Annotated in this window: 17 protein-coding genes, 7 pseudogenes and 1 other annotated feature; of the genes and pseudogenes, 9 read left to right on the top strand and 15 right to left on the bottom strand. The window is 58.7% G+C overall.

Annotated elements, in window-relative coordinates:
- The 3 genes and pseudogenes from AKG12_RS29870 to AKG12_RS27390 all read right to left on the bottom strand — a co-directional run.
- A pseudogene (locus AKG12_RS29870) lies at nt 1–481 on the bottom strand (Tn3 family transposase); the annotation flags it as partial.
- Nucleotides 482–719: 238 nt separating this feature from the next.
- Nucleotides 720–1169 (bottom strand): annotated as a pseudogene (locus AKG12_RS27395) (IS110 family RNA-guided transposase); the annotation flags it as partial.
- 15 nt (nt 1170–1184) lie between these two features.
- Entirely contained in the window at nt 1185–1484 is a 300-nt protein-coding gene (locus AKG12_RS27390; protein ID WP_052821264.1) for an IS110 family transposase, read from the bottom strand.
- 119 nt (nt 1485–1603) lie between these two features.
- Here AKG12_RS27390 and istA point away from each other — a divergent pair, with 119 nt between their 5' ends.
- Nucleotides 1604–3103, top strand: coding sequence for an IS21 family transposase (gene istA, locus AKG12_RS27385; protein WP_052821263.1), 1500 nt, complete (start codon nt 1604–1606; stop codon nt 3101–3103).
- A gap of 1 nt (nt 3104) precedes the next feature.
- The gene (gene istB, locus AKG12_RS27380) at nt 3105–3839 is read left to right on the top strand and encodes an IS21-like element helper ATPase IstB (RefSeq protein WP_003501246.1); all 735 of its coding nucleotides are present in this window, start codon (nt 3105–3107) and stop codon (nt 3837–3839) included.
- 169 nt (nt 3840–4008) lie between these two features.
- On the opposite strand, the gene AKG12_RS27375 is transcribed toward istB, so the two are convergent.
- Together AKG12_RS27375 and speB are read right to left on the bottom strand one after the other, a co-directional pair.
- The gene (locus tag AKG12_RS27375; RefSeq protein WP_052821262.1) at nt 4009–5052 is read right to left on the bottom strand and encodes an ABC transporter substrate-binding protein; all 1044 of its coding nucleotides are present in this window, start codon (nt 5050–5052) and stop codon (nt 4009–4011) included.
- 117 nt (nt 5053–5169) lie between these two features.
- A complete protein-coding gene (speB, locus tag AKG12_RS27370; protein WP_052821261.1) occupies nt 5170–6126 on the bottom strand; it encodes an agmatinase in 957 nt (318 codons plus the stop codon).
- A 137-nt stretch (nt 6127–6263) separates the two neighbouring features.
- Between speB and AKG12_RS27365 the strand changes: the two genes are divergently transcribed.
- Both AKG12_RS27365 and AKG12_RS27360 read left to right on the top strand, forming a co-directional pair.
- Nucleotides 6264–7199 (top strand): LysR family transcriptional regulator, encoded by a 936-nt coding sequence (locus AKG12_RS27365; protein ID WP_052821260.1) that lies wholly within the window; start codon nt 6264–6266, stop codon nt 7197–7199.
- 98 nt (nt 7200–7297) lie between these two features.
- Nucleotides 7298–7609: pseudogene (locus tag AKG12_RS27360) on the top strand (NAD(P)H-dependent oxidoreductase); the annotation flags it as partial.
- A gap of 15 nt (nt 7610–7624) precedes the next feature.
- Here the strand turns inward: AKG12_RS27360 and AKG12_RS27355 are convergent.
- From AKG12_RS27355 to AKG12_RS27325, 7 genes are all read right to left on the bottom strand, one after another.
- Entirely contained in the window at nt 7625–8014 is a 390-nt protein-coding gene (locus AKG12_RS27355; RefSeq protein WP_052821259.1) for a RidA family protein, read from the bottom strand.
- Between the two features lie 89 nt (nt 8015–8103).
- Nucleotides 8104–9195 carry an ABC transporter ATP-binding protein gene (locus AKG12_RS27350; RefSeq protein ID WP_052821258.1) on the bottom strand — a complete coding sequence of 364 codons (1092 nt, stop codon included), beginning with the start codon at nt 9193–9195 and terminating at the stop codon, nt 8104–8106.
- An 11-nt stretch (nt 9196–9206) separates the two neighbouring features.
- A complete protein-coding gene (locus AKG12_RS27345) occupies nt 9207–11450 on the bottom strand; it encodes a glycoside hydrolase family 2 protein (protein WP_052821257.1) in 2244 nt (747 codons plus the stop codon).
- Nucleotides 11451–11459: 9 nt separating this feature from the next.
- Nucleotides 11460–12281 carry a carbohydrate ABC transporter permease gene (locus AKG12_RS27340; protein WP_082179079.1) on the bottom strand — a complete coding sequence of 274 codons (822 nt, stop codon included), beginning with the start codon at nt 12279–12281 and terminating at the stop codon, nt 11460–11462.
- Nucleotides 12278–13174 carry a carbohydrate ABC transporter permease gene (locus AKG12_RS27335; RefSeq protein ID WP_052821256.1) on the bottom strand — a complete coding sequence of 299 codons (897 nt, stop codon included), beginning with the start codon at nt 13172–13174 and terminating at the stop codon, nt 12278–12280. The genes AKG12_RS27340 and AKG12_RS27335 overlap by 4 nt, the downstream gene beginning before the upstream one ends.
- Nucleotides 13175–13304: 130 nt before the next feature.
- A complete protein-coding gene (locus AKG12_RS27330; RefSeq protein WP_052821255.1) occupies nt 13305–14573 on the bottom strand; it encodes an extracellular solute-binding protein in 1269 nt (422 codons plus the stop codon).
- A 155-nt stretch (nt 14574–14728) separates the two neighbouring features.
- Nucleotides 14729–15799, bottom strand: a complete 1071-nt coding sequence (locus tag AKG12_RS27325) for a LacI family DNA-binding transcriptional regulator (protein WP_052821254.1) — start codon at nt 15797–15799, stop codon at nt 14729–14731.
- A gap of 214 nt (nt 15800–16013) precedes the next feature.
- Between AKG12_RS27325 and AKG12_RS29865 the strand changes: the two are divergent.
- The 5 genes and pseudogenes from AKG12_RS29865 to AKG12_RS29860 form a co-directional block, all read left to right on the top strand.
- Nucleotides 16014–16762 (top strand): annotated as a pseudogene (locus AKG12_RS29865) (IS3 family transposase); the annotation flags it as partial.
- Nucleotides 16295–16411: a sequence feature (AL1L pseudoknot), on the top strand. Its footprint overlaps the pseudogene before it by 117 nt.
- 658 nt (nt 16763–17420) lie before the next feature.
- Nucleotides 17421–18932 (top strand): group II intron reverse transcriptase/maturase, encoded by a 1512-nt coding sequence (ltrA, locus tag AKG12_RS27310; protein ID WP_052821252.1) that lies wholly within the window; start codon nt 17421–17423, stop codon nt 18930–18932.
- Nucleotides 18933–18999: 67 nt separating this feature from the next.
- Nucleotides 19000–19194: pseudogene (locus AKG12_RS27305) on the top strand (DDE-type integrase/transposase/recombinase); the annotation flags it as partial.
- Nucleotides 19195–19228: 34 nt separating this feature from the next.
- Complete coding sequence (locus AKG12_RS27300; RefSeq protein WP_052821251.1) at nt 19229–20647, top strand: IS30 family transposase; 1419 nt, start codon at nt 19229–19231, stop codon at nt 20645–20647.
- A 4-nt stretch (nt 20648–20651) separates the two neighbouring features.
- Nucleotides 20652–20837, top strand: a pseudogene (locus tag AKG12_RS29860) (IS3 family transposase); the annotation flags it as partial.
- Between the two features lie 107 nt (nt 20838–20944).
- Here the strand turns inward: AKG12_RS29860 and AKG12_RS27295 are convergent.
- From AKG12_RS27295 to AKG12_RS27285, 3 genes and pseudogenes are all read right to left on the bottom strand, one after another.
- Nucleotides 20945–21529 (bottom strand): plasmid pRiA4b ORF-3 family protein, encoded by a 585-nt coding sequence (locus tag AKG12_RS27295; RefSeq protein WP_052821250.1) that lies wholly within the window; start codon nt 21527–21529, stop codon nt 20945–20947.
- 2 nt (nt 21530–21531) lie between these two features.
- Nucleotides 21532–22357: pseudogene (gene tnpC, locus AKG12_RS27290) on the bottom strand (IS66 family transposase); the annotation flags it as partial.
- Between the two features lie 62 nt (nt 22358–22419).
- Nucleotides 22420–23130, bottom strand: coding sequence for a GlxA family transcriptional regulator (locus AKG12_RS27285; protein WP_072492865.1), 711 nt, complete (start codon nt 23128–23130; stop codon nt 22420–22422).
- Between the last annotated feature and the right edge of the window lie 60 nt (nt 23131–23190).

Below are 23190 nucleotides of genomic sequence, written 5' to 3'. Positions count from 1 at the left end.
ACGAGATGGCAAAGGGCGAAGCTCATATCGCTTACCCCGCCGGTATAGACATAGTGGGTTTCGATGGGGAGATCGCTTCCATGATAGAGCAGTCCGTCGAGGACATAGATGGCTTCGCTCGCATTGGCATTCATGGCGATGATGTAGAAAACGCCGGACCGGTCAGAGGTGAACCGTAGAAGTTGGCGCCGGGGTTGGGACCATAGCAGGCGTTGAGGTCGCCGATCGCCTCGGCGTGTCCGCCCGCCGCAAAATACTGGCCATCGGAGGATGACGTTGTTCCATCGCCCCACAAGCTTGCCAGAGGCAATTGCCTCTTGGCGTTGACGAGAATGGCGTGCGCGGCCGTGTCCCCTTCCTCGCGAATATGCCAATCGTGCGCCCAGGCGAGTTGGCCGCGAACAGTGGTGCTTGAACTGCACCCCATTTTGACCGGGCAGTCGGCATAAGCAGAAAGGCTCAAGCACAGGCTTGAGGACATGTGTGACGCCTCCGGGGTCGCAAGAAGAATCTTTGTTTGACGGCGTCGAAGTTTGGTGCGGACATGTGTTCGGCTTCTTTTGCGGCGAAGCACCGCCGCCAGCCAGTATGGATTACGCGAGCTCGATCCACTTCAGGCTTACGTGCTGTCAGCACTTATCCTCAATCAGGTTCTCCGAGCCCCGTTCAAACTCTTCGGCCATTCAATCCTTAGACCTTCATTGCTGCGCGGGAATTCGTCAGGCTGGCTGCATGTAAGACCCTCCGTGCTTTAGAATTGCCCAGGCGATGCGAGCCATCTTGTTCGCTAGCGCTACGATCGCGAGCATCGGTGGCTTTCTGTGGAGGATGCTGGCAAGCCAAGCGCTTGGCCTGATCTTCCCACGCCTTACCCAAGAAACGACGGCACTGGCCCCCATGATCAGCAGACGTCTGAGCGTCCGTTCGCCCATCTTGGATATTCGTCCGAACCGCTGCTTTCCTCCGGTGGATCGCTCGAGCGGGGTTAAGCCAACCCATGCCGCGAAGTCACGTCCCTTCCGGAAAGTCGCCGGATCGGGAGCCAGGGCCGCGATTGCTGCCGCTGTCACAGGTCCGATCCCTGGCACAGAAGTCAATCGACTCGCATCAAGGTCGTCACGCGCCCGCTTTTGGATTTCCCTGTCGAACTCTGTTAGCTGAGCTTCACACGATGAGAGATGCTGCTATAGTGAACGCAGGATGCCTTGAGCTGCGGGCGGCAGATTATCATCACTCTCGATGATCTCCTGCATCTTTGCAGAAGCGGCGGCACCCTGAGGGAAGATGTAACCAAATTCCGCCAAATGGCTTCGTATCGCATTCAGAAGCTGGGTCTTCTGGCGTACCACCAGATCTCGTGCGCGAAAGACAATACTCGCGGCCTGCGATGCCTCACTCTTCACATGAACGAAGCGCATGTCCGGCCGCTGCGCCGCCTCCGCGATGGCCTCGGCGTCAGCAGCACCGTTCTTCTGCCTCTTCACAAACTGTGATTAGGCATGGAATAAGGACCCCGCACATGGGGTGATCGGCGTCCAAACGGGACCCCCATCTGCAATGGGGTTACAACAGCCTCCGGTTTCATCGGAGGCTTTTTGTTCGGATGCTTATTGTGGAAACAATTCTGAAGATACGGCGGCTAGCCCATGTTCAGGGCAAGTCGATCAAGGCGATCTGCCGGGAGTTGGGCATATCGCGGAAAGTGGTGCGGAAGGTTTTGCGCACCGATGAGACGGAGTTCAAATACGAACGGACCCGTCAACCTCAGCCGAAGCTCGGCCCCTGGCGCGGTCAGCTCGATGGAATGCTCCTCGCCAATGAGGCCAAATCTTCTCGCGAACGGCTGACACTGATCCGGATATTCGAGGACTTGCGCGACCTCGGCTACGAGGGCGGTTACGACACAGTCCGGCGTTACGCCCGAACATGGGCGAAGGAGCGCGGGTCCGTGACGGCGCAAGCCTATGTGCCGCTCTATTACGCGCCGGGCGAGGCCTACCAGTTCGACTGGAGCCACGAGATTGTCGTGCTGAACGGCGTGACGACGACGGTGAAGGTTGCGCATATCCGGCTCTGCCACAGCCGGATGATGTATGTGAGAGCCTATCCGCGCGAGACGCAAGAGATGGTCTTCGACGCCCATGACAGGGCGTTCGCTTTCTTCGGCGGGGCCTGCACGCGCGGCATCTATGATAATATGAAGACCGCGGTGGAGACGGTCTTCGTCGGCAAGGAACGGCAATACAATCGCCGCTTCCTACAGATGTGCAGCCATTACCTGATCGAACCGGTGGCCTGCACGCCGGCGTCGGGGTGGGAGAAAGGCCAGGTCGAGAACCAGGTCAATCTGGTGCGCGAACGCTTCTTCACGCCGCGACTGCGCTTCAAATCCTACGATGAACTGAATGGCTGGTTGCTGGACAAGTGCATCAGTTACGCCCGCGCTCATAAGCACGTCGATCAGACGGAGCGCACGATCTGGGAGGTGTTCGATGCGGAGCGGCCGCACCTGGTCGGCTATCCCGGCAAATTCGACGGCTTCCACGCTGTGCAGGCCTCGATCGGCAAGACCTGCCTCGTGCGTTTCGACAACAACAAATACTCGGTACTGTCTACGGCAGTCGGCCGCCCTGCCGAGATACATGCCTATGCAGATCGCATCGTCATCCGGCAGGATGGCGTGGAAATCGGCCAACACGATCGCTGCTTCGGCCGTGGCGAGACGATCTATAATCCCTGGCATTACGTGCCGGTCCTGACCCGCAAACCGGGAGCACTGCGCAACGGTGCGCCGTTCCACGACTGGGTTTTGCCCGCCGCCATGGAGAAGGTGCGCCGCCGGCTGAAGGCAATGCATGACGGCGACCGGCAGATGGTGTCGATCCTCGAATGCGTGGGCCTGGACGGGCTCCCCGCCGTCGAAGCGGCCTGCCAGGAGGCGATCGATCAGGGCGTGTTCTCGGCCGCCGTCATCATCAACATTCTGGCCCGCAAGCGTGATCCGCAGCCGGCCGCCATCCTTTCCATCCCCGATGCGCTTCGCCTGACCCATGAGCCTCTGGCCGACTGCGCCCGTTACGACAGCCTGAGGAGGGCAAGCTGATATGGAACGATCCCAAATCCTCGACATGATGGGCACGCTGAAGCTGTTCGGCATGCGTAGCGCCTATGACGAGATCATGGCCTCCGGCATCAAGCGACAGCACGAACCGCCGCGCATCGTCGGTGACCTGCTTCAGTCGGAGATCGCCGAGAAGCAAGCGCGCTCCATCAAATACCAAATCACCGTCGCCAAACTGCCGCTGGCCAAGGACATCGACGACTTCGACTTCACCGACACGCCGGTCAACGAAGGCCTGGTGCGCCAACTCGCAACCGGGGCCTTCCTCGCCGAGCAGCACAATATCGTTCTGGTCGGCGGAACCGGCACGGGAAAGTCTCACCTGTCCATCGCCCTTGCTCGTGCTCTGATCCGCAATGGCGCACGCGGCCGCTTCTTCAACGTCGTCGACCTCGTCAATCGGCTCGAGACGGAGGCACGTAGCGGCAAACAGGGACGGCTGGCCGACTTCATCACCAGGCTCGACTTCGTCATCATGGACGAACTGGGCTATCTCCCATTTGCCCAGGCGGGCGGCCAGCTCCTCTTCCACCTCATCAGCAGGCTCTACGAGCGGACGTCCATCATCGTCACGACGAACCTGGCCTTCGGCGAGTGGCCGGCCGTATTCGGCGACGCCAAGATGACCGCCGCTCTGCTCGACAGGCTCACCCACCATTGCGAGATCGTGGAAACCGGGAACGAATCCTGGCGCTTTAAAAACCGCTCTCAAAGCTAAAGCCGAAAAGACAAACAACCCGCGCCCGCAGGCCCTTGCGCTAAATGGAGAGCCCCGGGCCTACGCGCGCTGACCCGATGCAACTAGAGGCAGGGGTCCCTTTTGGGAGCCGATAAGGGGTCCCGTTACGACGCCGATTGACATCATGTCCATGGATGACACCGCCATGTCAGTTCGAAAGCCAGGTCGTGAAGCGCTTGCGAATTTCATCGCCATGGTCTGCCCAGAAAGCATTATCAAGAGTGAGAGAAGCACGAAGGTTTTCGGGACTGGTCGGCAAATCCTTGGCATTTGCTGGATCTACAAATTCCGACGCACTTTTCCGAACTGGTCCATAGGGAATGTATTTCGTGGTCTGCGCGAGGATTTTCGGCTCCACCGCGAAACGGATGAAATTAATCGAAGCCTCAATGTCTTTCGCACCCTTGGGGATTGCCCAGAAATCGGTGTCCAGTATCTGGTTGTCCCAGACGATACCGAACTTGCGGCCTTCCTTATTGGCGTTAAAAATACGACCGTTCCAGGCCGTCGTCATGGAAACTTCGCCGGACGCCAGCAACTGAGGTGCCTGCGCGCCAGCCTCCCACCAGACGATCTGGCTCTTGATAGTATCGAGCTTGGCAAAGGCCTGATCAACGCCTTCGGGCGTAGCAAGCTTTGCGTAAACATCACCCGGCGCAACGCCGTCCGCCAACAGGGCGAACTCCAGATTGGTGGCAGGGTTTTTCCAAAGACCACGCTTGCCGGGGAAGGTCTTGAGATCGAACAGATCAGCAAGCTTCGTTGGAGCGTCCTTCAGCTTTTCAGAGTCGTATGAGAGTACCGTCGCATAGACAACAGTCCCAACGCCACAGTCCGACGAGGTTCCATCGATCCAATCGCTGCGGTCGCCGATCTTGTCCCACGGCACGGGCTCGAAAATGCCCTCATCGCACCCCTGAAGCAGGGTTGGAGCATCAACATCGATGACATCGAGGGTCGTGTTGCCGGAATCGATCATCGCCTTGATCTTGGCAATCTCACCGCCGTATTCCTGTTCAGATATCGGCCTTCCGGTCTCTGCGATGTAGCTCTGGAAAACCGCCTTCCGCTGAGCCTCCTGATAAGAACCGCCGAAGCTCATCACCGACAGTGGTTCCGCGCCGAATGCGAGCGTTGCTGATACGATCTGCACGGCGAACACCGTCACCGTAAAAAATGCCTTGTTCATCATGACCTCTCTGGAGATATTTTCACTGTTTGGCCCGTCTTTGCGCGGGTCTGAGATTGAAGGTATTGCGAGCTATGTTGCAGTGCAAATAAATTGCAGTCATTACCGCATGAGGGCAGCTTATGAGGATGGACGCTTCGCAAATGCGCGGCCTATCGTGTTGAGCAATAACTGAGCAGCGAGAATAGCCGTCGAACCGGTATGGTCGTAGTCGGGCGCGACCTCGACCAGATCGATACCGACAATCGTTCCCCGGCTCGCCAGACCAGCAATGATTTCCAGCACCTCATAATAGATGAAACCACCGTGGCTCGGCGTGCCGGTTCCGGGCGCGATAGATGGATCAAACCCGTCGATATCGATCGTGAGATAATATCGCTTCCCTTCAGGGATGCGCTGGAGCACAGCTTCAACACCAAGCTTTCTGATCTGCCGAACCGAGAGAATGTCTGAGCCTACCGAGCGTGCATGCTCGTAACCCTCTTTCGCTGTGGACGAGACGTTTCGAATACCGAGTTGCGTCATTCCACTGACCCAAGCCTTTTCCGAGGCTCTGCGCATCGGGCTTCCATGACCGAAGCGCACGCCATGCCTCTCATCGACAAAATCCAAATGAGCGTCGATTTGAACGACATGGATATCGTCCTGATCTGAGAAGGCATTGATGCAGGGAATATTAACAGAATGATCACCGCCCAGCACGACGGGAAGAGCCCCGGCAGCTAAAATTTTACGCACAGCGAGTTCGATGTTTGCGTGGCTTCGCCCGGTGTCCGTATGCACAATATCGGCATCTCCTATGTCGACGATGCGAACACCTTCGAGATAGGTACAATCATCTTCGTGATCATAAGCGCCAGAGTGACCGAAGGAAAAAAGCGTGGAAGCCTCTCTTATGCCACGCGGCCCAAAACGGGCACCTGCCCGCCACTGCGTGCCAAAGTCGAATGGCGCGCCCAATACCGCAACATCGGCGTCAATAGCATCCCAGTCAGCGACATAGGGGCTTTTCGCAAAAGTGGAAATGCCCACGAATGGTAAATCCAGCCTTCCCTTCTCGTAACCGTGTTCGCTCATCTCAATCCTTTTTTGAAAATCTGTCCCCGCACTTTCGCAGCACGACGGTTTGCGAAACGATGAGAACATGGACAGCATTCCAGAAAAATAAGAGAGTGCTGCAGTTTACATCAGAAATGTTGATATGAGGAAGTGACGTGCAGATTGGCCAATCAGACTTGCGATCGCTCGCGGTATTTCGTTCCGTCGTAGAGCATGGAAGCTTTGCAGGTGCGCAAATTTCACTCGGGCTTAGTCAATCCGCCGTCAGCTTTCACATCAAAGCTCTCGAAGATCGTTTTGGCTTTGCTCTTTGCCGCCGAGGCCGCTCCGGCTTTGAGCTCACGGACCGTGGATCCGTCGTCTACGAACGATCAAAAGCACTATATCTCGCACTCAATTCTTTTGAGAGCGATATTGGAAAATTGAAAAACAAGATTACTGGAACGCTTCGGCTCGGCCTGATCGATAATACAGTCACCGATCACGAACTCCCTTTGCCCAAGGTGATCGCAAGGATCGGTAAGAAAGCCCCCGAAGCAAGGATCGAGATCACGGTCGGTCATCCGGAAGCGTTGCTAACAGAGATTGCCGTTGGAGGTCTGGATCTAGCAATACTACCATATGCTCAACCGTTTCGCGGGATCAAGACGACGCCGTTCAAGGAAGAATTGCATGTCCTTTATTGCGCAGAAGGTCATGCCCTGTTTCAGTTCGCTCCTGAGGATGTGACGCAAGACCTCGTTGAGACATTCGATTTTGTTGTTAGACCTTACGCAAATCGCCAAGAACTCGAATTTTTTCCAAACGCAAAAACGAAAGCCTTCGCCTCCAATATGGAAGCACAAGCCATGTTTATCATGTCAGGCTGTTTCCTTGGGTACCTCCCAGAACATTACGCGCGGCAATGGGTGAATGCGTCGGAACTCAAGCCCATTTTGGCCGCAACTACGGCATTGAAGTCACCATTTGTCATTGCAACGCGGCAGGAAGAAAAATCATCGAATATCATGGACCTTTTCATGCAAGAACTTGCAGGCCTTGCATCGGAAGCCCTTCATAAACGCACGGCCAGCCGCATCGTCTCACCTTGAGTTTCTTTGCGAATGGAAAGTCAAAAGCTTCCGCCACTAATTACAAGATTAGGAGATGAAATTTGACGAGTGAGTGGATGTCAACGGCGGAGTAAAATCCTGCCATGCTCAAGGGCTATTTCGACCGGGTCTGGCTACCCGGTGTGTCGTTTGATCTAGTAGACGGCAAGCTGACGCCCACGCTCCGCCACATCAGAAAGCTCGCCGCCGTCATGACCTATGGCGCGACCCCGATCCGCGCCTTCCTCGCCGGCAATCCGCCGAAGAAGATCGTCAAGCGCGTCATCCGCGCCCAGATCAAGCTCGGCGCGCCGGTCAAGTATCTGGCTCACTACGACATGAACAACTGCACGGAAGAAACCCGCGCCGCCTTCATGGCCAAGGTCCGCCGCGAGATGGAAAATTTCTGAAGTGTGAGCCGGCGGTCAGACGACCTTGGCCGCCGTCACCTCGACTTCGACCAGGAATTCCGGCCGCGTGAAGCCGCCAACGACGAGCAAGGTCGAGACCGGTTTCGGGTCGAGCGTGTAGCGATCACGCACCGCCATATAGTCAGGAAAATCCTCCCGCCGCGTCACGAAGCCGGAGATCCGGATCACATCCGCGAATGTCATGTCGGCCTCTTCAAGGATCGACTTGATCGCCTCGAAGCACAGCTCGGCCTGACCGGTGACATCAGACGGGATCGTGTCATCGGGGCGGATGCCGAGCTGGCCGGACGTAACGAGCAGGCTCGCACCCGGCGGCACCAGCAGACCGTGATTGTAATGCCCGAAAGGACGGCGGACGGAGGGGGGATTGAAGACCTTTTTCATGGCCTTGAGCCTAGCGCGGCGAGGACCTCGGCGAAAGGAAAAAGGGTGCTTCCGCACCCCTTTTGACCTCACAAATCCGGGCCTGCCGGCTAACGAATACGCCGCCCCGAGGCATCGAAGAGAAAACTGGTCTTGGCAGAAATCCCCACCGCGATTTCGTCGCCGTAGCGCCCCCCATGGCGGCGCTCTTCCTGCTCGATGATGATCTGCTCGCCGGGCACCGTATGAGCGTAAACATAGCTCGTGTTGCCGAGATGTTCGACGACATCGACATGTGCCGTCAGCTGCGTATCGCCACTGCCTGCGGGCAGGAAATGCTCGGGGCGCACGCCGACCGTCACGGCATCGCCGCCCTGTGGCGGGGTCGCGCAGGCAACCGTCAGCTGCGTATCCGGCCGCGCCTTGAGCGCAACCGTCACCTGTCCACCCTCTGCCTGGCCGATCACCACCGCTGGCAGAAAGTTCATCCGAGGCGAGCCGATGAAGCCAGCAACAAACATGTTGTCGGGATCGTCGTAGAGTGCCAGCGGCGCACCGACCTGCTCGACAATCCCACCGCGCATGACAACGATCTTGTCGGCCAGCGTCATCGCCTCGACCTGGTCATGCGTGACATAGACGATTGTGGCATTGAGCTCCTTGTGCAGCCGGGCGATCTCGACGCGCATATGCACGCGCAGCTCCGCGTCGAGGTTGGATAGCGGCTCGTCGAACAGGAAAACATCCGGCTGACGCACGATCGCCCGACCGATCGCAACGCGCTGGCGCTGACCGCCGGAGAGCGCCTTGGGCTTACGATCCATCAGCGCGTCGAGTTCGAGGATCTTCGCGGCCGCGTTCACCCGTGGCTCGATCTCGTCCTTCGCCATGCCCGCAAAGCGCAGCGCAAAGCCCATGTTTTCGCGTACCGTCATATGCGGGTAGAGCGCATAGGTCTGGAAGACCATGGCGATCCCCCGCTTCGAGGGGTCGACATCGTTCATCACGGTGCCGCCGATGGTCAGTTCACCGGAGGAGATGTCCTCCAGCCCCGCGATCATCCGGAGCAGCGTGGACTTGCCGCAGCCGGAGGGACCGACGAAGACGACGAACTCGCCTGAGGAAACCTCGAGATTAACCCCTTTGATGACTTCGAGCGAGCCGTAGGACTTGCGGATATCGGTGAGCCGGACCTCTGCCATAGAACCCTCTCTCAGGTGACGTTGAACGTGATGCGCTGGGTCCCGAAGGGACGGCAAGTCGCCGACAGCGTCAAGTGACCGGCTTCGTTTCCGGCTTCGACATAGACCCCGACGGCGCCACCCTTGAAGGAGAGAAGCGAGGGGCCGACGATACGGCCCGGGCCTTGCAAGCTGACCTCGACCGGATCATCAAAGAAGCTCAGGACATTGCCGCCCTGATCGAGCGCACGCAGGATCACGCGAACCGTGTCCTTCTCGCCAGCCCTGAGCTCTGTATCATCGGCCGCAATCTCGAGTGTCGTCGGCAGCGGATCGGCCGGCAGATGACGGCGAACCACTTCCTCGCCATTTATAAAGCCAACGAGTTCGCCATCCCGCCAGGTCATGCCCCATTCGCCGAATTCCTCCGGCGTCACCATACTGTGGTCGAGAATGCAAGGTGGATGCGGCAGATGCGGATAGGTCTTGGTATCGGGTTCGATCCGCTTGACGATATGGCCCATGCGGATCTCGACATAGTCGCAATTGGTCAGCACGATCAGCGGCAGCACCCCGCCGATATTGCGCTCGCCACGCGCCCAGAAGCTCACCGGCTGCATGACCACGCCACCCTTAGGATCGCCCTGTGAGGCATAGGCGTAACCGGCGAATTTCGGCTCGCGATACATGTCGGTGACGCCGTGATAGCAGATGCGATCCCCGGAGCCGAAATCCTTGTGGGTGTTGTAGTCGAACATGCACCAGCCGGTGGAGCCCGAGATCGACGGGTCGCCGGCGGCCGCATTCAGGATCGCCAGGTGACGGCCGACATGTTCCGCCTGCCGCTGCTCCTGATCGAAGCGTTTGGTCGGATACATGTGCCCGCCATATTCGGTGATCATATAGGGCACCTTGCGATCAAGCCCGGTCACTTCGCGCTGGTCGCGCAGCACCAGGCGCTCGCGATTATGGCCCGGCAGTTCCTCCATGCCGAGAATGAAGTCATTCATCGTGTAGACGTCTTCGAGCAGCTCGCTGTCGGTGATGTAGCGCACGCCGCCTGTCTGGCGGGTGGTGTCGAGCGAGCGAGCCATGGCATTCGTCTCGACATAGAAGTCGTGACTGTCCTGGCTCTCGTTGATGCGCACGCCCCAGATAATGATCGAGGGGTGGTTCCAGTCACGCTCGATCATCCGGCGCACGTTCTGAACGCTCTCCGCCTTCCAGGCATCACCGCCGATATGCTGCCAGCCGGGGATCTCTTCGAAGACCAGCAGGCCGATCTCGTCGCAACGATCGAGGAAGTATTTCGACTGCGGGTAGTGGGAGGTGCGGGCGATGTTGCCGGCGAGATCGAATTTCAGGATATCGGCATCCTTCTCCTGACCGCGCCGGCCCATGGCGTAACCCAGATGCGGCCAGGCCTGGTGGCGGTTGAGGCCACGCAGCTTGACGACGCGTCCATTCAGCTTGAAGCCCTCGATCGTGTATTCGGCAGAACGGAAGCCGAAACGGCTCGTCGTCTCATCGATACCGGCAGCGGTCTCCAGCATAACGGTCAGACGGTAGAGTGCCGGATTGTCGATATCCCAGAGCGTGATGCCCTGAAGTCCGGAAAGGCTAAGCAAAACCTCTGCGCCCGATACGGTCGCCTCGGTCCGCGCGATCTCCTGACCTGCACCATCTTTCAGAACAGCCGTGACCTTGCCGGAAAGCGCCTGATCCGTCGGATTGGAAATCCAGACCTTCGCCGTCACCTGCTTGGCTTCGGCCAGAACATCCGGCGTCTCGATCTTGACGTTCTTGATCGAAACCGGCGCGGTCACCTTCAGCCAGACGTCACGATAGATGCCGGCATAGGTGAGATAGTCGATGACGCCACCGAACGGCGGGATCTCTGGGTTTTCCGAACCGTCGATCTTGACCGTCAGCAGGTTGTCGCCGGCCTTCAAGTGCGGCGTGAGCCGGGCCTCGAACGGCGTATAGCCATCCTTGTGCGCGGTGATCTCAATACCGTTCAGATAGACCACACTGTCGGCCATGGCAGCATCGAAAACCAGCGAGACTTCTTTGCCCTCGAAACGCGGCTCCCAGGCAATCACCTTCTGGTAGGTAAAAGCCTTCTGATAGCTCTTCTCGTCGAAATAGTTGTAGGGCAGCTCGACCGCCGTATGGGGAAGCTGGACCGTCTCGCCCGGCTGCGAAGCCGAGGCGAAAGCCGGCTCAAATCCGGCGCGAAAGATCCAGTCCCGGTTGAAGTTTTCGATAATGCGCATTTCAAAGTCCTATTTCACGGAGCCGAGCATGCCCTGCACGAACTGGCGTTGCATGGCGAAGAAGACGAGGAGAGTGGGAAGGGTGGCGAGGATTGTGCCGATCATCACGGTGCCGTATTCGGGCGAATAAGCAGAGGCGAGCGAGGACACAACGAGCGTGATCGTCTTCGTGTCATTCGACTGCAGCACGATCAGCGGCCAGAGATAATTGTTCCAGTTCAGCATGAAGACGATGACGAAGGCCGCCGCATAGGTGGAGCGCATCACCGGCACGTAGATGTAGAAGAAGATCTGCCACTCCTTCAGCCCATCCACCTTGGCCGCATCGCGAAGCTCGGTCGGGAAGGCCTTCGAGGCCTGGCGGAAATAGAAGATGATGAAGGCAGACGCGATCATCGGCAGCATGATGGCGATATGCGTGTTGAGCAGCCCCGCCTGCCCCATGAGCATGAAGAGCGGGATCATCAGCGCCGCAAACGGCACCATCAGCGTCAAGAGGATAACGGTATAGACCCGCTCGCGGAGCTTCGAGCGGAACATCTCGAAGCCATAACCGGCAAGCGAGGAGACGAGCAGCGTCAGCGCCGTTCCCACGAGCGCGATCTTCACCGAATTCCAGAACACCAGCGGCACATCCACCTGCGCGAAGAAGGACGCGATGTTGTCGAAGAGTGCCGTACCGAAGGTAACCTTCCCGCGGATGATCTGGCTTGTCGTATTGGTCGTCCCGATCACCATCCAGATGAAGGGGAAGATCGAGAGAAAGGCGGCAAGCGACAACACGCTATACTGCACGATGTCAGGCAGGCGGCGACGAAGCGTGGTCATCATTTGCGTTCCCTCGCGGCATAGAATTGCAGGAAGGAGAGAACCGCCACCATCAGCACGATCACGTAGGAGACGGTCGCCGCATAGCCGAAACTCGGCATGAAGCGGAAGGTAAGATTGTAGATGTAAAGCGACAACGTCAGCGTCGAATTGGCCGGACCGCCCGTGCCCTCGGTGAAGTTATAGACCTCGTCGAACAGCTGCAGCGTGCCGATCGTCGAGGTGATCGTTGTGAACAGGATCACCGGATTCAGCATCGGAATGGTCAGGAAGGCGAAGCGCCCCCAGGACGGCACGCCGTCGATCTTGGCTGCCTCATAGATCGACCGGTCGATGTTCTGAAGCGCCGCCAGATAGAAGATCATGTTGTAGCCTGTCCAGCGCCAGGTGATGGCGATGATGATCAGGACCTTAGCCCAGAAGGGGTCCGTCAGCCAGCCGATCGGCTCGCCGATGATGCCGATCGCCAGCAGCGTGTTGTTCACCACGCCGTCGAGCGAGAACATGCTCTTGAACAGGATGGAATAGGCGACCAGCGACGAAACACAGGGCAGGAAGATCATTGTCCGGAAGAGGCCGGAATAGCGCAGCTTCGGATTGTTCAGCATGGCCGCCAGGATCAGCGCCATGGTGATCATGATCGGCACCTGCACGACGAAGAAGATGACCGTGTTTTGCAGCGCCTGCCAGAAGACCGGGTCGTTCCACAGACGCACGAGGTTTCCCGTGCCGGAAAACTTCAGCATCATGCCGCGACCGGTATAGAGCGACAGGACAAGCGACCGCAGGATCGGGTAGAGCATGAAGACGGAAATCAGCGCGATCGCGGGCGCCACGAACAGCCATCCGTTGACGTCGTAATAGCGCTTCAAGCTGGATCTGGATGTGGTGGCCATGCGGTGTCCCCGAACCCGTTCAGTGGTCACTGAACATTTGTATGCGGAAGGGAAGCCGCGCGGCGTTTCCGCCGCACGTCTCCGGGAGGACAGGGACCAGACCCGAAGGCCGAGCCCCTGTGGGATGGGTTTACTGGATCTGGCCGGCAGCCTGATCTTCGATGGCCTTCAGGACCTCATCGACCGGCGTACCCTTGACCAGGGCCGGGAAGTTCGCCGCGACAGCCGTGTCGAGCTCGTTGGTGAAGATGCCGTAATTGACGGCCGGCACCTGGACGAGCCAGTCGGCAAAGTTCTGCCAGACGGTCTGGCCACCGAAGAAGTCATCGGGCTTCTGATAGGCTTCACCCGTGCGGGCGGCGAGCAGGGAGCCGACAGCGCCACGCTCGGTCAGGATCTTCTGATAGAAGTCGAGATCCTTGGCATAGATCTCGTTGAGGAAGTCGATGGCCTCGTCCTTTTCGGCGGAGGCTTCGAGCACATACCAGCTCGATCCGCCAAGGTTCGAGGCTGCCGTGGCCCCCTCGATATTGAGCTTCGGAATGGCCGTCAGCGCCCACTTGCCGGCCTGATCGGGCTGGGACTTGACCGTGCCGGTGATCCACACGCCCCTCAGAACGGAGGCCACATCGCCCGAGGTCAGTGCGCGGATGCCGTCGTTCGAACCGCTGGTCGGCTTGGCAACGCCCTCGTTGACGATCCGCGCCTGGGTTTCGAGCGCTGCCTTCAGCGCGGCATTGCCGGTGATGTTGAGGCTGCCGTCTTCGTTGAAATACCACTGACCGCCGGACTGCATCATGATGCGGATCAGACCGCCATCATTGGCATCGAGTGCCATCATCTCATGGCCGGTCTTGGCCTTCACTTCCTTGCCGATCTCGATGAACCGGTCCCAGGTGAGGTTCTGCATATCCTCAGGCTTGAAGCCAGCCTGCTCGAGATAGTCAGTGCGATAGTAGAGGCCGGTGACGCCGGAATCGAAGGGAACGCCATAGACCTGGCCTTCCAGCGTCATCAGGTCGACCTTGTATTTGGCAAAGCCGGAAAAGTCGATCTTGTCCGTGAGTGCCGCAAAGGAGCCGGGGAAGGACTGCAGATACTTCTGCGCGCCATAGTCTTCGATCAGCACGATATCCGGCAGCGTATCGGTCATGCCGGAAGCCAGACCTGTCTGCAGCTTTTGCTCGACATCGGCCTTGGCAAAGTCGACGATGTTGAAGGTCGTATCAGGATGCTTCGCGGTATAACGCTCAGCGGCTTCCTTCATGATCGCGACGTTGAAGTTCGGGTCCCAGCACCAGATGGTGACTTCGCCGGCAAAGGCCGCCGTGCTGCACAACAGTGCGGCAGCCGTCAGCGCAGCCGAAACGGAGCGCTTGAGCACGCGAGAATAATCCATGCGTTCCTCCCATTATGACGTTAACCGCGGCAGCCTCATCCCCTGCCTCATCGCCACTATTTCCGAAAATCGGAGGACAGTCAAGAAAATTTTTACTAAATATTTTGTGCATTGCGGTAAGTGTCTGGGATTCCGGAACCTCCCGTCGAAATCCTCTAGGACGCCGATGGCTTCTTTGCGCTCGCTCGCCAGACCATCTCCGTGGGCAAGGTCACATGCTTGGAGTAGTCCCGACCGTTCAGACGCTCGACGAGCAGGTCGACAGCCACTTCACCGATCAACTCACCAGGAATGCGCATGGTCGAAAGAGGCGGCGTCAGGAACTGCGCCACCGGAATATCATTGAAGGCAACAACTGCAATATCGCCCGGGATCGACAGTCCGGCCTCCTGGATCGCCCGATAGGTGCCGATCGCCATGTTGTCATTGGCCGCCACGATCGCATCGGGCCGCACCTCCAGCGCCAGCAGCGACTTGGCCTGCTGGTAGCCTGTCTCGAGCCGCAGATTCTGGCCGAAGCGCTCGCTCTGGCCCAGAGCCAGAAGCTCGGGCCGATAGCGCCCTCGCGCCTCGTGCCATTCGATGAAGGCCTTGCAGCGCTGCTCGCCATGCATCAGCGCATCATTGTCCATCAGTTCATAGCCTCCCACGAAGCCGATGCGCTGGTAGCCGGCGTTTTCCAGACTGTCGAGAATGGTAACGGTCGCCTCAAGGAGATCGGCGCGCACGCAATCAAATTGCGGCATGCGCGGATTGTAGTCGGCCATCACCAGATGCGGGCAGACCTTTGCCATGGCCTCGATCTCGGCCTTCGGATGATGCCCGACCACGATGGCTGCCGAGATGCCCGTAAGCATGGCGAGATCAACTGGAACATCCGGATTGAAAACGCGCGCGATCTCGATCTTGTATTCCCGACAGCGCGCCTCGATGCCGAGCCGTACGCCGACATAATAGGGGTCGACCAGTTCCTCATTGGGCGCCAGAAAATGGATGACCGCGATATTTGCCGCCACCTCGGCATGGCTTCCCATGGGGATCGAGAACGGCGACAACTGGGCACTCTTGCGTGCCCGCGGGGTCGCGTAGTTCAGCGCCTCCGCCGTCTCGATGATCGCCTGCCGCTTGCTTTCGGAAATGGACAGCGTCTCGTCGTAGTTCAGCACCCGCGACACCGTGCCCGACGACACGCCGACAGCCTTCGCGATTTCCTTGATCGTCACCACGGCGCCCGTCCTCCTCCACCTGCCTTCCCGGAAGAAAGTGGTAAACCTCCGGAAACTATTTACTAGGCCAGTCGCACCATGGATACAACCGCTTCCCCCCGGATGACAAGCATCTCTCGTTGCGCCAGGGTTGAGCACCTGAGTTGATCCGGGAAACGCTGTGAACCGCACCGGGTTTGCCGGAGGCTCCAACTTCTGAGAGAGTGGAGCCTATATGAGCAAGACAACGAACAAGTTTTCACCTGAAGTCCGCCAACGCGCCATCCGTATGGTGCTGGATCACGAGGCAGAGCACCCGTCGCGGTGGGCAGCCGTTTCATCTATTGCGGGCAAGATCGGTTGCTCGCCAGCCACGCTGCATGAATGGGTGAAGAAGACCGAGGTCGACAGCGGCAAACGAGCAGGCTTGCCGAGCGACGCGGCGGAGAAGATGAAGGCTCTGGAGCGGGAGAACCGCGAGCTTCGTCAGGCCAACGAGATTTTGCGCAAGGCGTCTGCTTATTTCGCGATGGCGGAGCTCGACCGCCCCTTCAAACGATGATCTCGTTCATTGACGAACACCGTAGTGTGTTCGGGGTCGAGCCGATCTGCAGGCTTTTGCCGATTGCCCCATCAACCTACTACGAGAACGTCGCCAAGCGCTTGGATGTGGACCGCCTGTCGGTTCGCGCCCGCAGCGATATCGGCCTGAAGATCGAGATACGCCGGGTGTTCAATGAGAACTTCCAGGTCTATGGTGCGCGCAAGGTCTGGCGGCAATTGCAGCGGGAGGGCTTTGACACCGCCCGCTGCACTGTTGCTCGGCTTATGAGGGCAATGGGGCTGCAGGGCATAATTCGTGGCAAGCCGATCCGCACGACGATCAGTGACAAGACCGGCCCATGCCCGCTCGACCGGGTGAACCGACACTTCTTCGCGCCTGCGCCGAACATGCTCTGGCTTTCTGATTTCACGTATGGTGCGCCTCGCCCCAATCGGGGAGGCATATGACTGGAATGCAAAGAGAAAGGAGGATGTGAGTATTTGCCTGTCCCCTGCTGCGAGGGGGCATGAGCCCAAGCGGCGGTGACCTGCCGTCAACTGGCAGGGTGACGTAGCCCGCAGGTAAAGGGGATTGAGGCGAAGCCGTTACGCCAAGATGGTTCCCGAGGCTGAAGTATTGGAAGGTTGAGGAACACGAACCGGTTAACCCGCATCTGAGGGCTGAAAGGTCGCCTTCGCCTACACGGTTTAACAGGCGAAATGCTGATGAAGCTGCCGGACACGTAAGTCGGCGGCATCCGAATACGGTCGTATATGTAGGTCGCCCGTATGGGGTCATGGGGAGAATGCAGCCAGACCATGACATCGGCATCGACTTGCGGAACGCAAGGGAAAAGACTGCGACCGGCAACCTCACCAATGCGCTGACGTCCAGCATATGAACGAGGGAAGGCATGATGGAATGACAACGAAGTACTGCGTCGCAAGGGAGTTGACCCTGATGTCCATCATGTTGGCGGAGTTCCCGTAGTAGTCCGGGATGGGGAAAGCCCATCACATGGCGAAGGGGAACAGTTCAAACTGCTTGAAGTGCAAACTATCTGATCAAGCGAGGTGAAGACCTTTGATAATCAGTGAAATGCAGCAAAAGCTCGCAACATGGGCCGAGAGCGATCCAAACCGACGGTTTGATCGGCTTCTTCGGCTGATTGCCAATCGGGAATGGCTTGCCGAGGCCGCTCGGATGGTTCTGGCGTCAAGTGGCGCACGAACGCCGGGTGTTGACGGAATGGATAAGCAGAAACTGCAGGACAAACTGGATCAGCATCTGGATGACCTGCGGACAAGCCTGCTGGAGGAGACCTATCGCCCCCAGCCGGTAAAGCGCATCTATATCCCGAAATCGAACGGTAAGCTACGACCACTGGGTATTCCGACCCTGACGGATCGCATCGTACAACGCGCCATGCTGATGGCCATGGAGCCGATCTGGGAGAGCGATTTCCATCGTCTATCCTATGGCTTCCGGCCGGAACGCAGCGTGCATCACGCCGTCCGCACCGTGAGGATACAGCTACAGGATGGAGGTGGAACGAAGGGCCGCTGGATCATCGAAGGTGATCTCGCCAGCTACTTTGACACGGTCCATCACAGGCTGCTTCTGAAATGTGTGCGGCGACGGGTGCAGGACGGACGGTTCGTCGATCTTCTCTATCGATTCCTGAAGGCAGGCCACATCGACCGTGGCTTGTTCACAGCCTCAAGCGAGGGCGTTCCGCAAGGTGGCGTTCTGTCACCGCTCCTGTCCAACATCATGCTCCACGAGTTTGATATGTGGCTGGAGGCGAAATACCTGAACAAGAAGGCCCGCAAGGACCGATGGGCATGGAACTTCGGCATCAAGCAAGGCCGCCCCATCACGGTTCGTGAGAACCGGCAATGGAAACCGGCTGTTGCCTATTGCCGATACGCTGACGACTTCGTCGTGATCGTAAAAGGAACCAAGGTTCAGGCAGAGGAAATCCGCGAGGAATGCCGGGCGTTTCTAGAAGGTGAGTTGAAGTTGACGCTGAACATGGAGAAGACCCATGTCACCCACGTCAACGACGGCTTCGTCTTTCTGGGGCACCGGATCATCCGCAAGCGAGGGGCGCATGGACGGATGTCCATCGTAACGACAATACCCAAGGAAAAGGCCAAGGGGTTTGTTCACAGACTTACCGAAACCCTTTCCGGCAATCATAGTGTCAGTACGGTCGACATGATCGCTGGCCTGAACCGCCAATTGGTGGGATGGGCGGCGTTCTACAAGTTCGCCGACTTCACGGCGTACGTCTTCCGGCGCATCGACCATGTCGTGTTCTGGAAAATGGCGCATTGGCTGGGGCACAAATACCGATCCCGCATCAAACCCTTGATGCGGAAATGGTTCAGGGCCCCCGAACCGGGCAAGGCGAAAACCTGGCTCGTGTTTGGTCGGAATGAACGTGGTGATCCCGTCGGGAAAGCGCTGCAACGGCTTGTCTCAAGCCCCAAGGCGCAATTCCGGTGGCGTAATCCGGAGGAGAACCCATACATCGTCCGGATCGAAAACCGCAGCACCGTCACGTCGAACTATCATGATGTTGCAATGGCCATGGGCCAAGCTTGAATGGAGAGCCGTATGCGCTGAAAGGTGCAAGTACGGTTCGGGGAGGAGAAGCGCATCTGCGCTTCTTACTCCACTCGCCACCTGGCAGGGTTTCGTCTACGTGGCCTTTGTCATCGACGTCTTCGCTCGTCGCATCGTCGGCTGGCGGGCAAGCCGGACAGCACATGCGAGCTTCGTCCTCGATGCGCTGGAGCAGGCACTTCATGATCGGCGTCCCGCTCATGGCGGCGGCCTCGTGCATCACTCCGATCGCGGCGTTCAAGGCAGATTCAACCGGTCGCTGCAACACCCCAAACATGGAGGTGTTTATTGTGACGGGAAGACGGAAATCAGAGCGGTCAACGCGGCAGAAATTATCCTCGCCAGGGCGACCACCGGTGTGGCAGCGTGAGAACCTGTGCCGGTTCTGGCGAGAAATAGCGGCAGGCTTGTCCAGTGAGGATGCCGCTGTGGAAGCCGGCGTCTCTGCCCCCGTTGGGAACCGGTGGTTTCGGAGTTCAGGCGGTATGCCTCCCACACATCTTTCGCCCTCGGCAGTAACACTCAGGAATCGCAGCCTGACGTTCCGAGAGCGAGAAGAAATTGCTTTGGAATGCGCCCGCGGTACTGGAATCCGTTCTATCGCACGTAAATTGGGACGATCACCGAGCACAATCTCGCGCGAGATCAGGCGCAATTCAGCGACACGCGGCGGCGACTTCGACTATCGTGCGATTACTGCACAGTGGCATGCTGATCGAGCGGCTCGACGGCCGAAAGTGGCGAAACTTGCAGCTAATGTTGCCCTTCGCGACTACGTACAGGACCGGCTCGCCGGCCTCATTGCCACACCCGACGGCATCGCCTTCGATGGCCCGATCGTGGTATGGAAAGGACGCCGGGCCGTTCATCGGCAAAGCCGACGCTGGTCCAAAGCCTGGAGCCCGGAACAGATTGCGCGGCGTCTGAGACTGGACTTCCCCGAGGACGCGACCATGCGCATCAGCCACGAAGCCATCTATCAGGCACTTTACATTCAAGGCCGAGGCGCTCTGAAGCGTGAACTATCTGCCTGCTTGCGTTCCGGTCGAGCGCTGAGGTTGCCTCGCGAACGCGCTCGTAGCCGTGGTAAGTCCTTTCTTGGTGATGCACTGATGATCAGCGACCGCCCCGCGGAGATAGGCGATAGAGCGGTGCCCGGTCACTGGGAAGGTGATCTCATCCTCGGTCTCGGCAGCTCCGCGATCGGCACTCTGGTCGAACGCACAACACGGTTCACGATGCTCCTGCACCTGCCACGCATGGAAGGTCACGGAATCAAAAAATCCGTCAAGAACGGTCCTGCACTCGCTGGACACGGCGCTGAAGCGGTTCGTGATGCGATCGCTGAGACCATCATGGAACTTCCGGCGCATCTACGCCGATCCCTGACCTGGGACCAGGGCACAGAAATGTCTCAGCACGCACAGCTTAGGATCGACACTGGCCTGGATATCTACTTCTGTGACCCTCAAAGCCCGTGGCAGCGTGGAAGCAACGAAAACACCAACGGTTTGCTACGTCAGTACTTTCCGAAGGGTACAGATCTGAGCCAGCACGGAGCCGATGAGCTCAGCGCTGTGGCGCATGCCCTTAATAGCAGGCCTCGCAAGACGCTGGGTTATCGCACACCAGCAGAAGCGCTCGACGGCCTGCTTAAATCGGATATGATCGAAGGTGTTGCAGCGACCGGTTGAATCTGCCCAATACGTGTCCATTCGGTATTCCGAGCGATTGGCAGAAGCTGGCATCGAGCCGTCTGTCGGAAGTGTCGGCGACAGTTATGACAATGCCCTCGCCGAAACGATCAACGGTCTCTACAAGGCCGAGGTCATTCATCGGCGTGGACCATGGCGCAGCTTCGAGGCGGTGGAATTCGCTACCTTGGGTAAGCATCCGAACAGCCACGCGGTATCTGCGCGCGCGGATGAGAACCAACCGGTTTATGGTGGTGAGGTTCGGTTCGGAGTTGGGGGGCGTGGCGTAGCGGACCGTCAGGTTTTCCGGCGTGATCGACGCGCCCATTTTGCGACCAGGTGTTCAACGGCTCTGTTGAGGTCGGCGAACGCAGCATGGTTCGGGTCGAAGTCTTTGGCGCCCCACCATTCGGCAAGCTCGGCGTGCCGCTCATGAGCGGGATCGGCAAGCGCCTCGCGGAACTCCTGGTATCCCCAAGGGCCGCCGACGTCTTCCGGCGGGCAGCGCCCCGTCGCCTCGATCAGCATGCGGTCTGCCAGCGCAACGATGGGGAACGTGCGCTCGATCTTGATGCTGTGCGTCCAGCCGTCACCGAAGTCGTAGTGGTATTTGAAGGATTTCGCGCCGGTGTCCTGGATTGCCGACAGGAGCGAGACCTTGCGCGCATCGATTGGGCCATCCCCCCATTCCTGGTCGGGCAAACCAAAACCGACATCGCGGATCTGGAACTCGTAGAGGTGGGTATTCGTCCAGCCCATCGCGGCTTGCAAGACCTCATGCAATCGGCTGAGCCGGATGCGCCAGGGCACGACAATGCGCCGCATCACCGTTGGTTCGACATGATCAAGAGTAACCTTCAAACGGACCAGGGAAGCTGCCATCGTCAGGCCGCCAGCATGAGGGCTGGACTTTCACCCTGGCGTAGCCGCTTCCACTCCCACGGAAGCAATTCCGGCAGAGATCGGCAGGTCAGCGATACGAGCAAGGATATCGGCGAGCCAAGCCTTGGGATCCACGTCATTCAGCCGTGCGGTCATGATGAGCGTGAGCATGATGGCCGCGCGATCGGCGCCACGGTCGGAACCGGCGAAGAGCCAGGCCTTTCTTCCGCAAGCCACACCGCGCAACGCTCTTTCCGCGCAATTGTTGGTCATGCAGATCCTGCCGTCGTCGGCATAGCAGGCAAAGTCGGCCCAGCGCGACAGCATGTAGTCGATCGGCCCAGCCACCGGCGATGAACGCGAGAGGCCGCCCCGCTCGGCGCGCAACCATTCCTCCATATCGTTCAGCAAGGGCTTGCTCTTCTCCTGCCGGACGGCAAGCCGCTCTGCCGCGCTCTGGCCGTTGATATCGCGCTCGATGGCGAACAGGGCATCGATGCGCTTGACGGCTTCGAGGGCCGCCGGCGAGATCGGCTTGGCCCCTTTGCCGCGCCGGGCGTTTCGCGCGACATCGGCCAGTTCGAAGAACTTCCGGCGCGCATGGGCGAAGCAGAAGGCGGGCGTTGCCGGCATTTGCTTTCTCGTCCGGTCGAACAACGGATTGAAGCCGTTGTAGCAATCAGCCTGAAGGATGCCGCTGAAGTCGGCCAGATGCCGTTGCGGGTGCTCGCCGCGCCGATCGCTGGAAGCATAGAAGACCGCAGCCGGTGGTGCAGGCCCGGCGAATGGCTGATCGTCACGCACGTAAACCCATATTCGCCCGGTCGTGCTCGCCTTATGAGGATAGTCGCTGCTAGCCGAATCGCTCAGCCAAATAATGTCGGCCAGACCTACGAGCTGCTGAACCGCTGGCGGTACTCGCTGGGTGACACGTCCGCAATTCGGTAAAACGCTCGCCGCAGCGTTTGCTCATCTTGAAAGCCGCAGACAGTGGCTACTCGCTTCAGGGGTAGATCGCCCTCGGACAGGAGTTGTTTGGCCCGCTCGAAGCGCATCTTCTCGATTGCGGCAGCCGGGGTTAACCCGACGGCCACACGGAACTTGCGGGTAAAGGAACGCACACTCATGCCAGAGCGGCTCGCCAGTACCTCAACGGAGAGATTCTCCTTTAGATGGCCCGCGGCCCAGGTGAGGAGATCGGAGAAATCGGTGTCCGTCGAAGCCTGAAGCGACAGGCTGGTGCTGAATTGATGCTGATTTCCCGGGCGGCGAAAGTATACCACCAACATCTTCGCGACATCCATTGCAAGCTTCCGGCCGTGGTCATCTTCGACAAGATGCAGCGCAAGATCGATGCCTGCGCTCACACCGGCCGAACTCCAGATGTTGCCGTCGTGTACGAAGATTGGGCCATCAAGAATGGTCGCGCCGTCACACTTGCGCTTTAGTGTTTCTATGAAACCCCAGTGCGTCGTGGCAGAGCGACCAGCAAGCAAGCCCGCTTCTGCAAGGAGGAACGCCCCGACGCACACGGAGCATACGCGGCGGGAGCGTGGACCATTCTCAGCCAGCCATGCGACTAGCCTAGGGTCAGGACCCATTGATTTGAATTGACGGCTATGATTCAGACGGGCGGATAGGAGCCCGACTGATGAGTAATT

Source organism: Agrobacterium sp. SUL3, from assembly GCF_001263295.1.
GTDB classification, from domain to species: Bacteria; Pseudomonadota; Alphaproteobacteria; order Rhizobiales; family Rhizobiaceae; genus Agrobacterium; species Agrobacterium tomkonis.
This window is presented reverse-complemented; position numbering and strand designations above follow the sequence as displayed.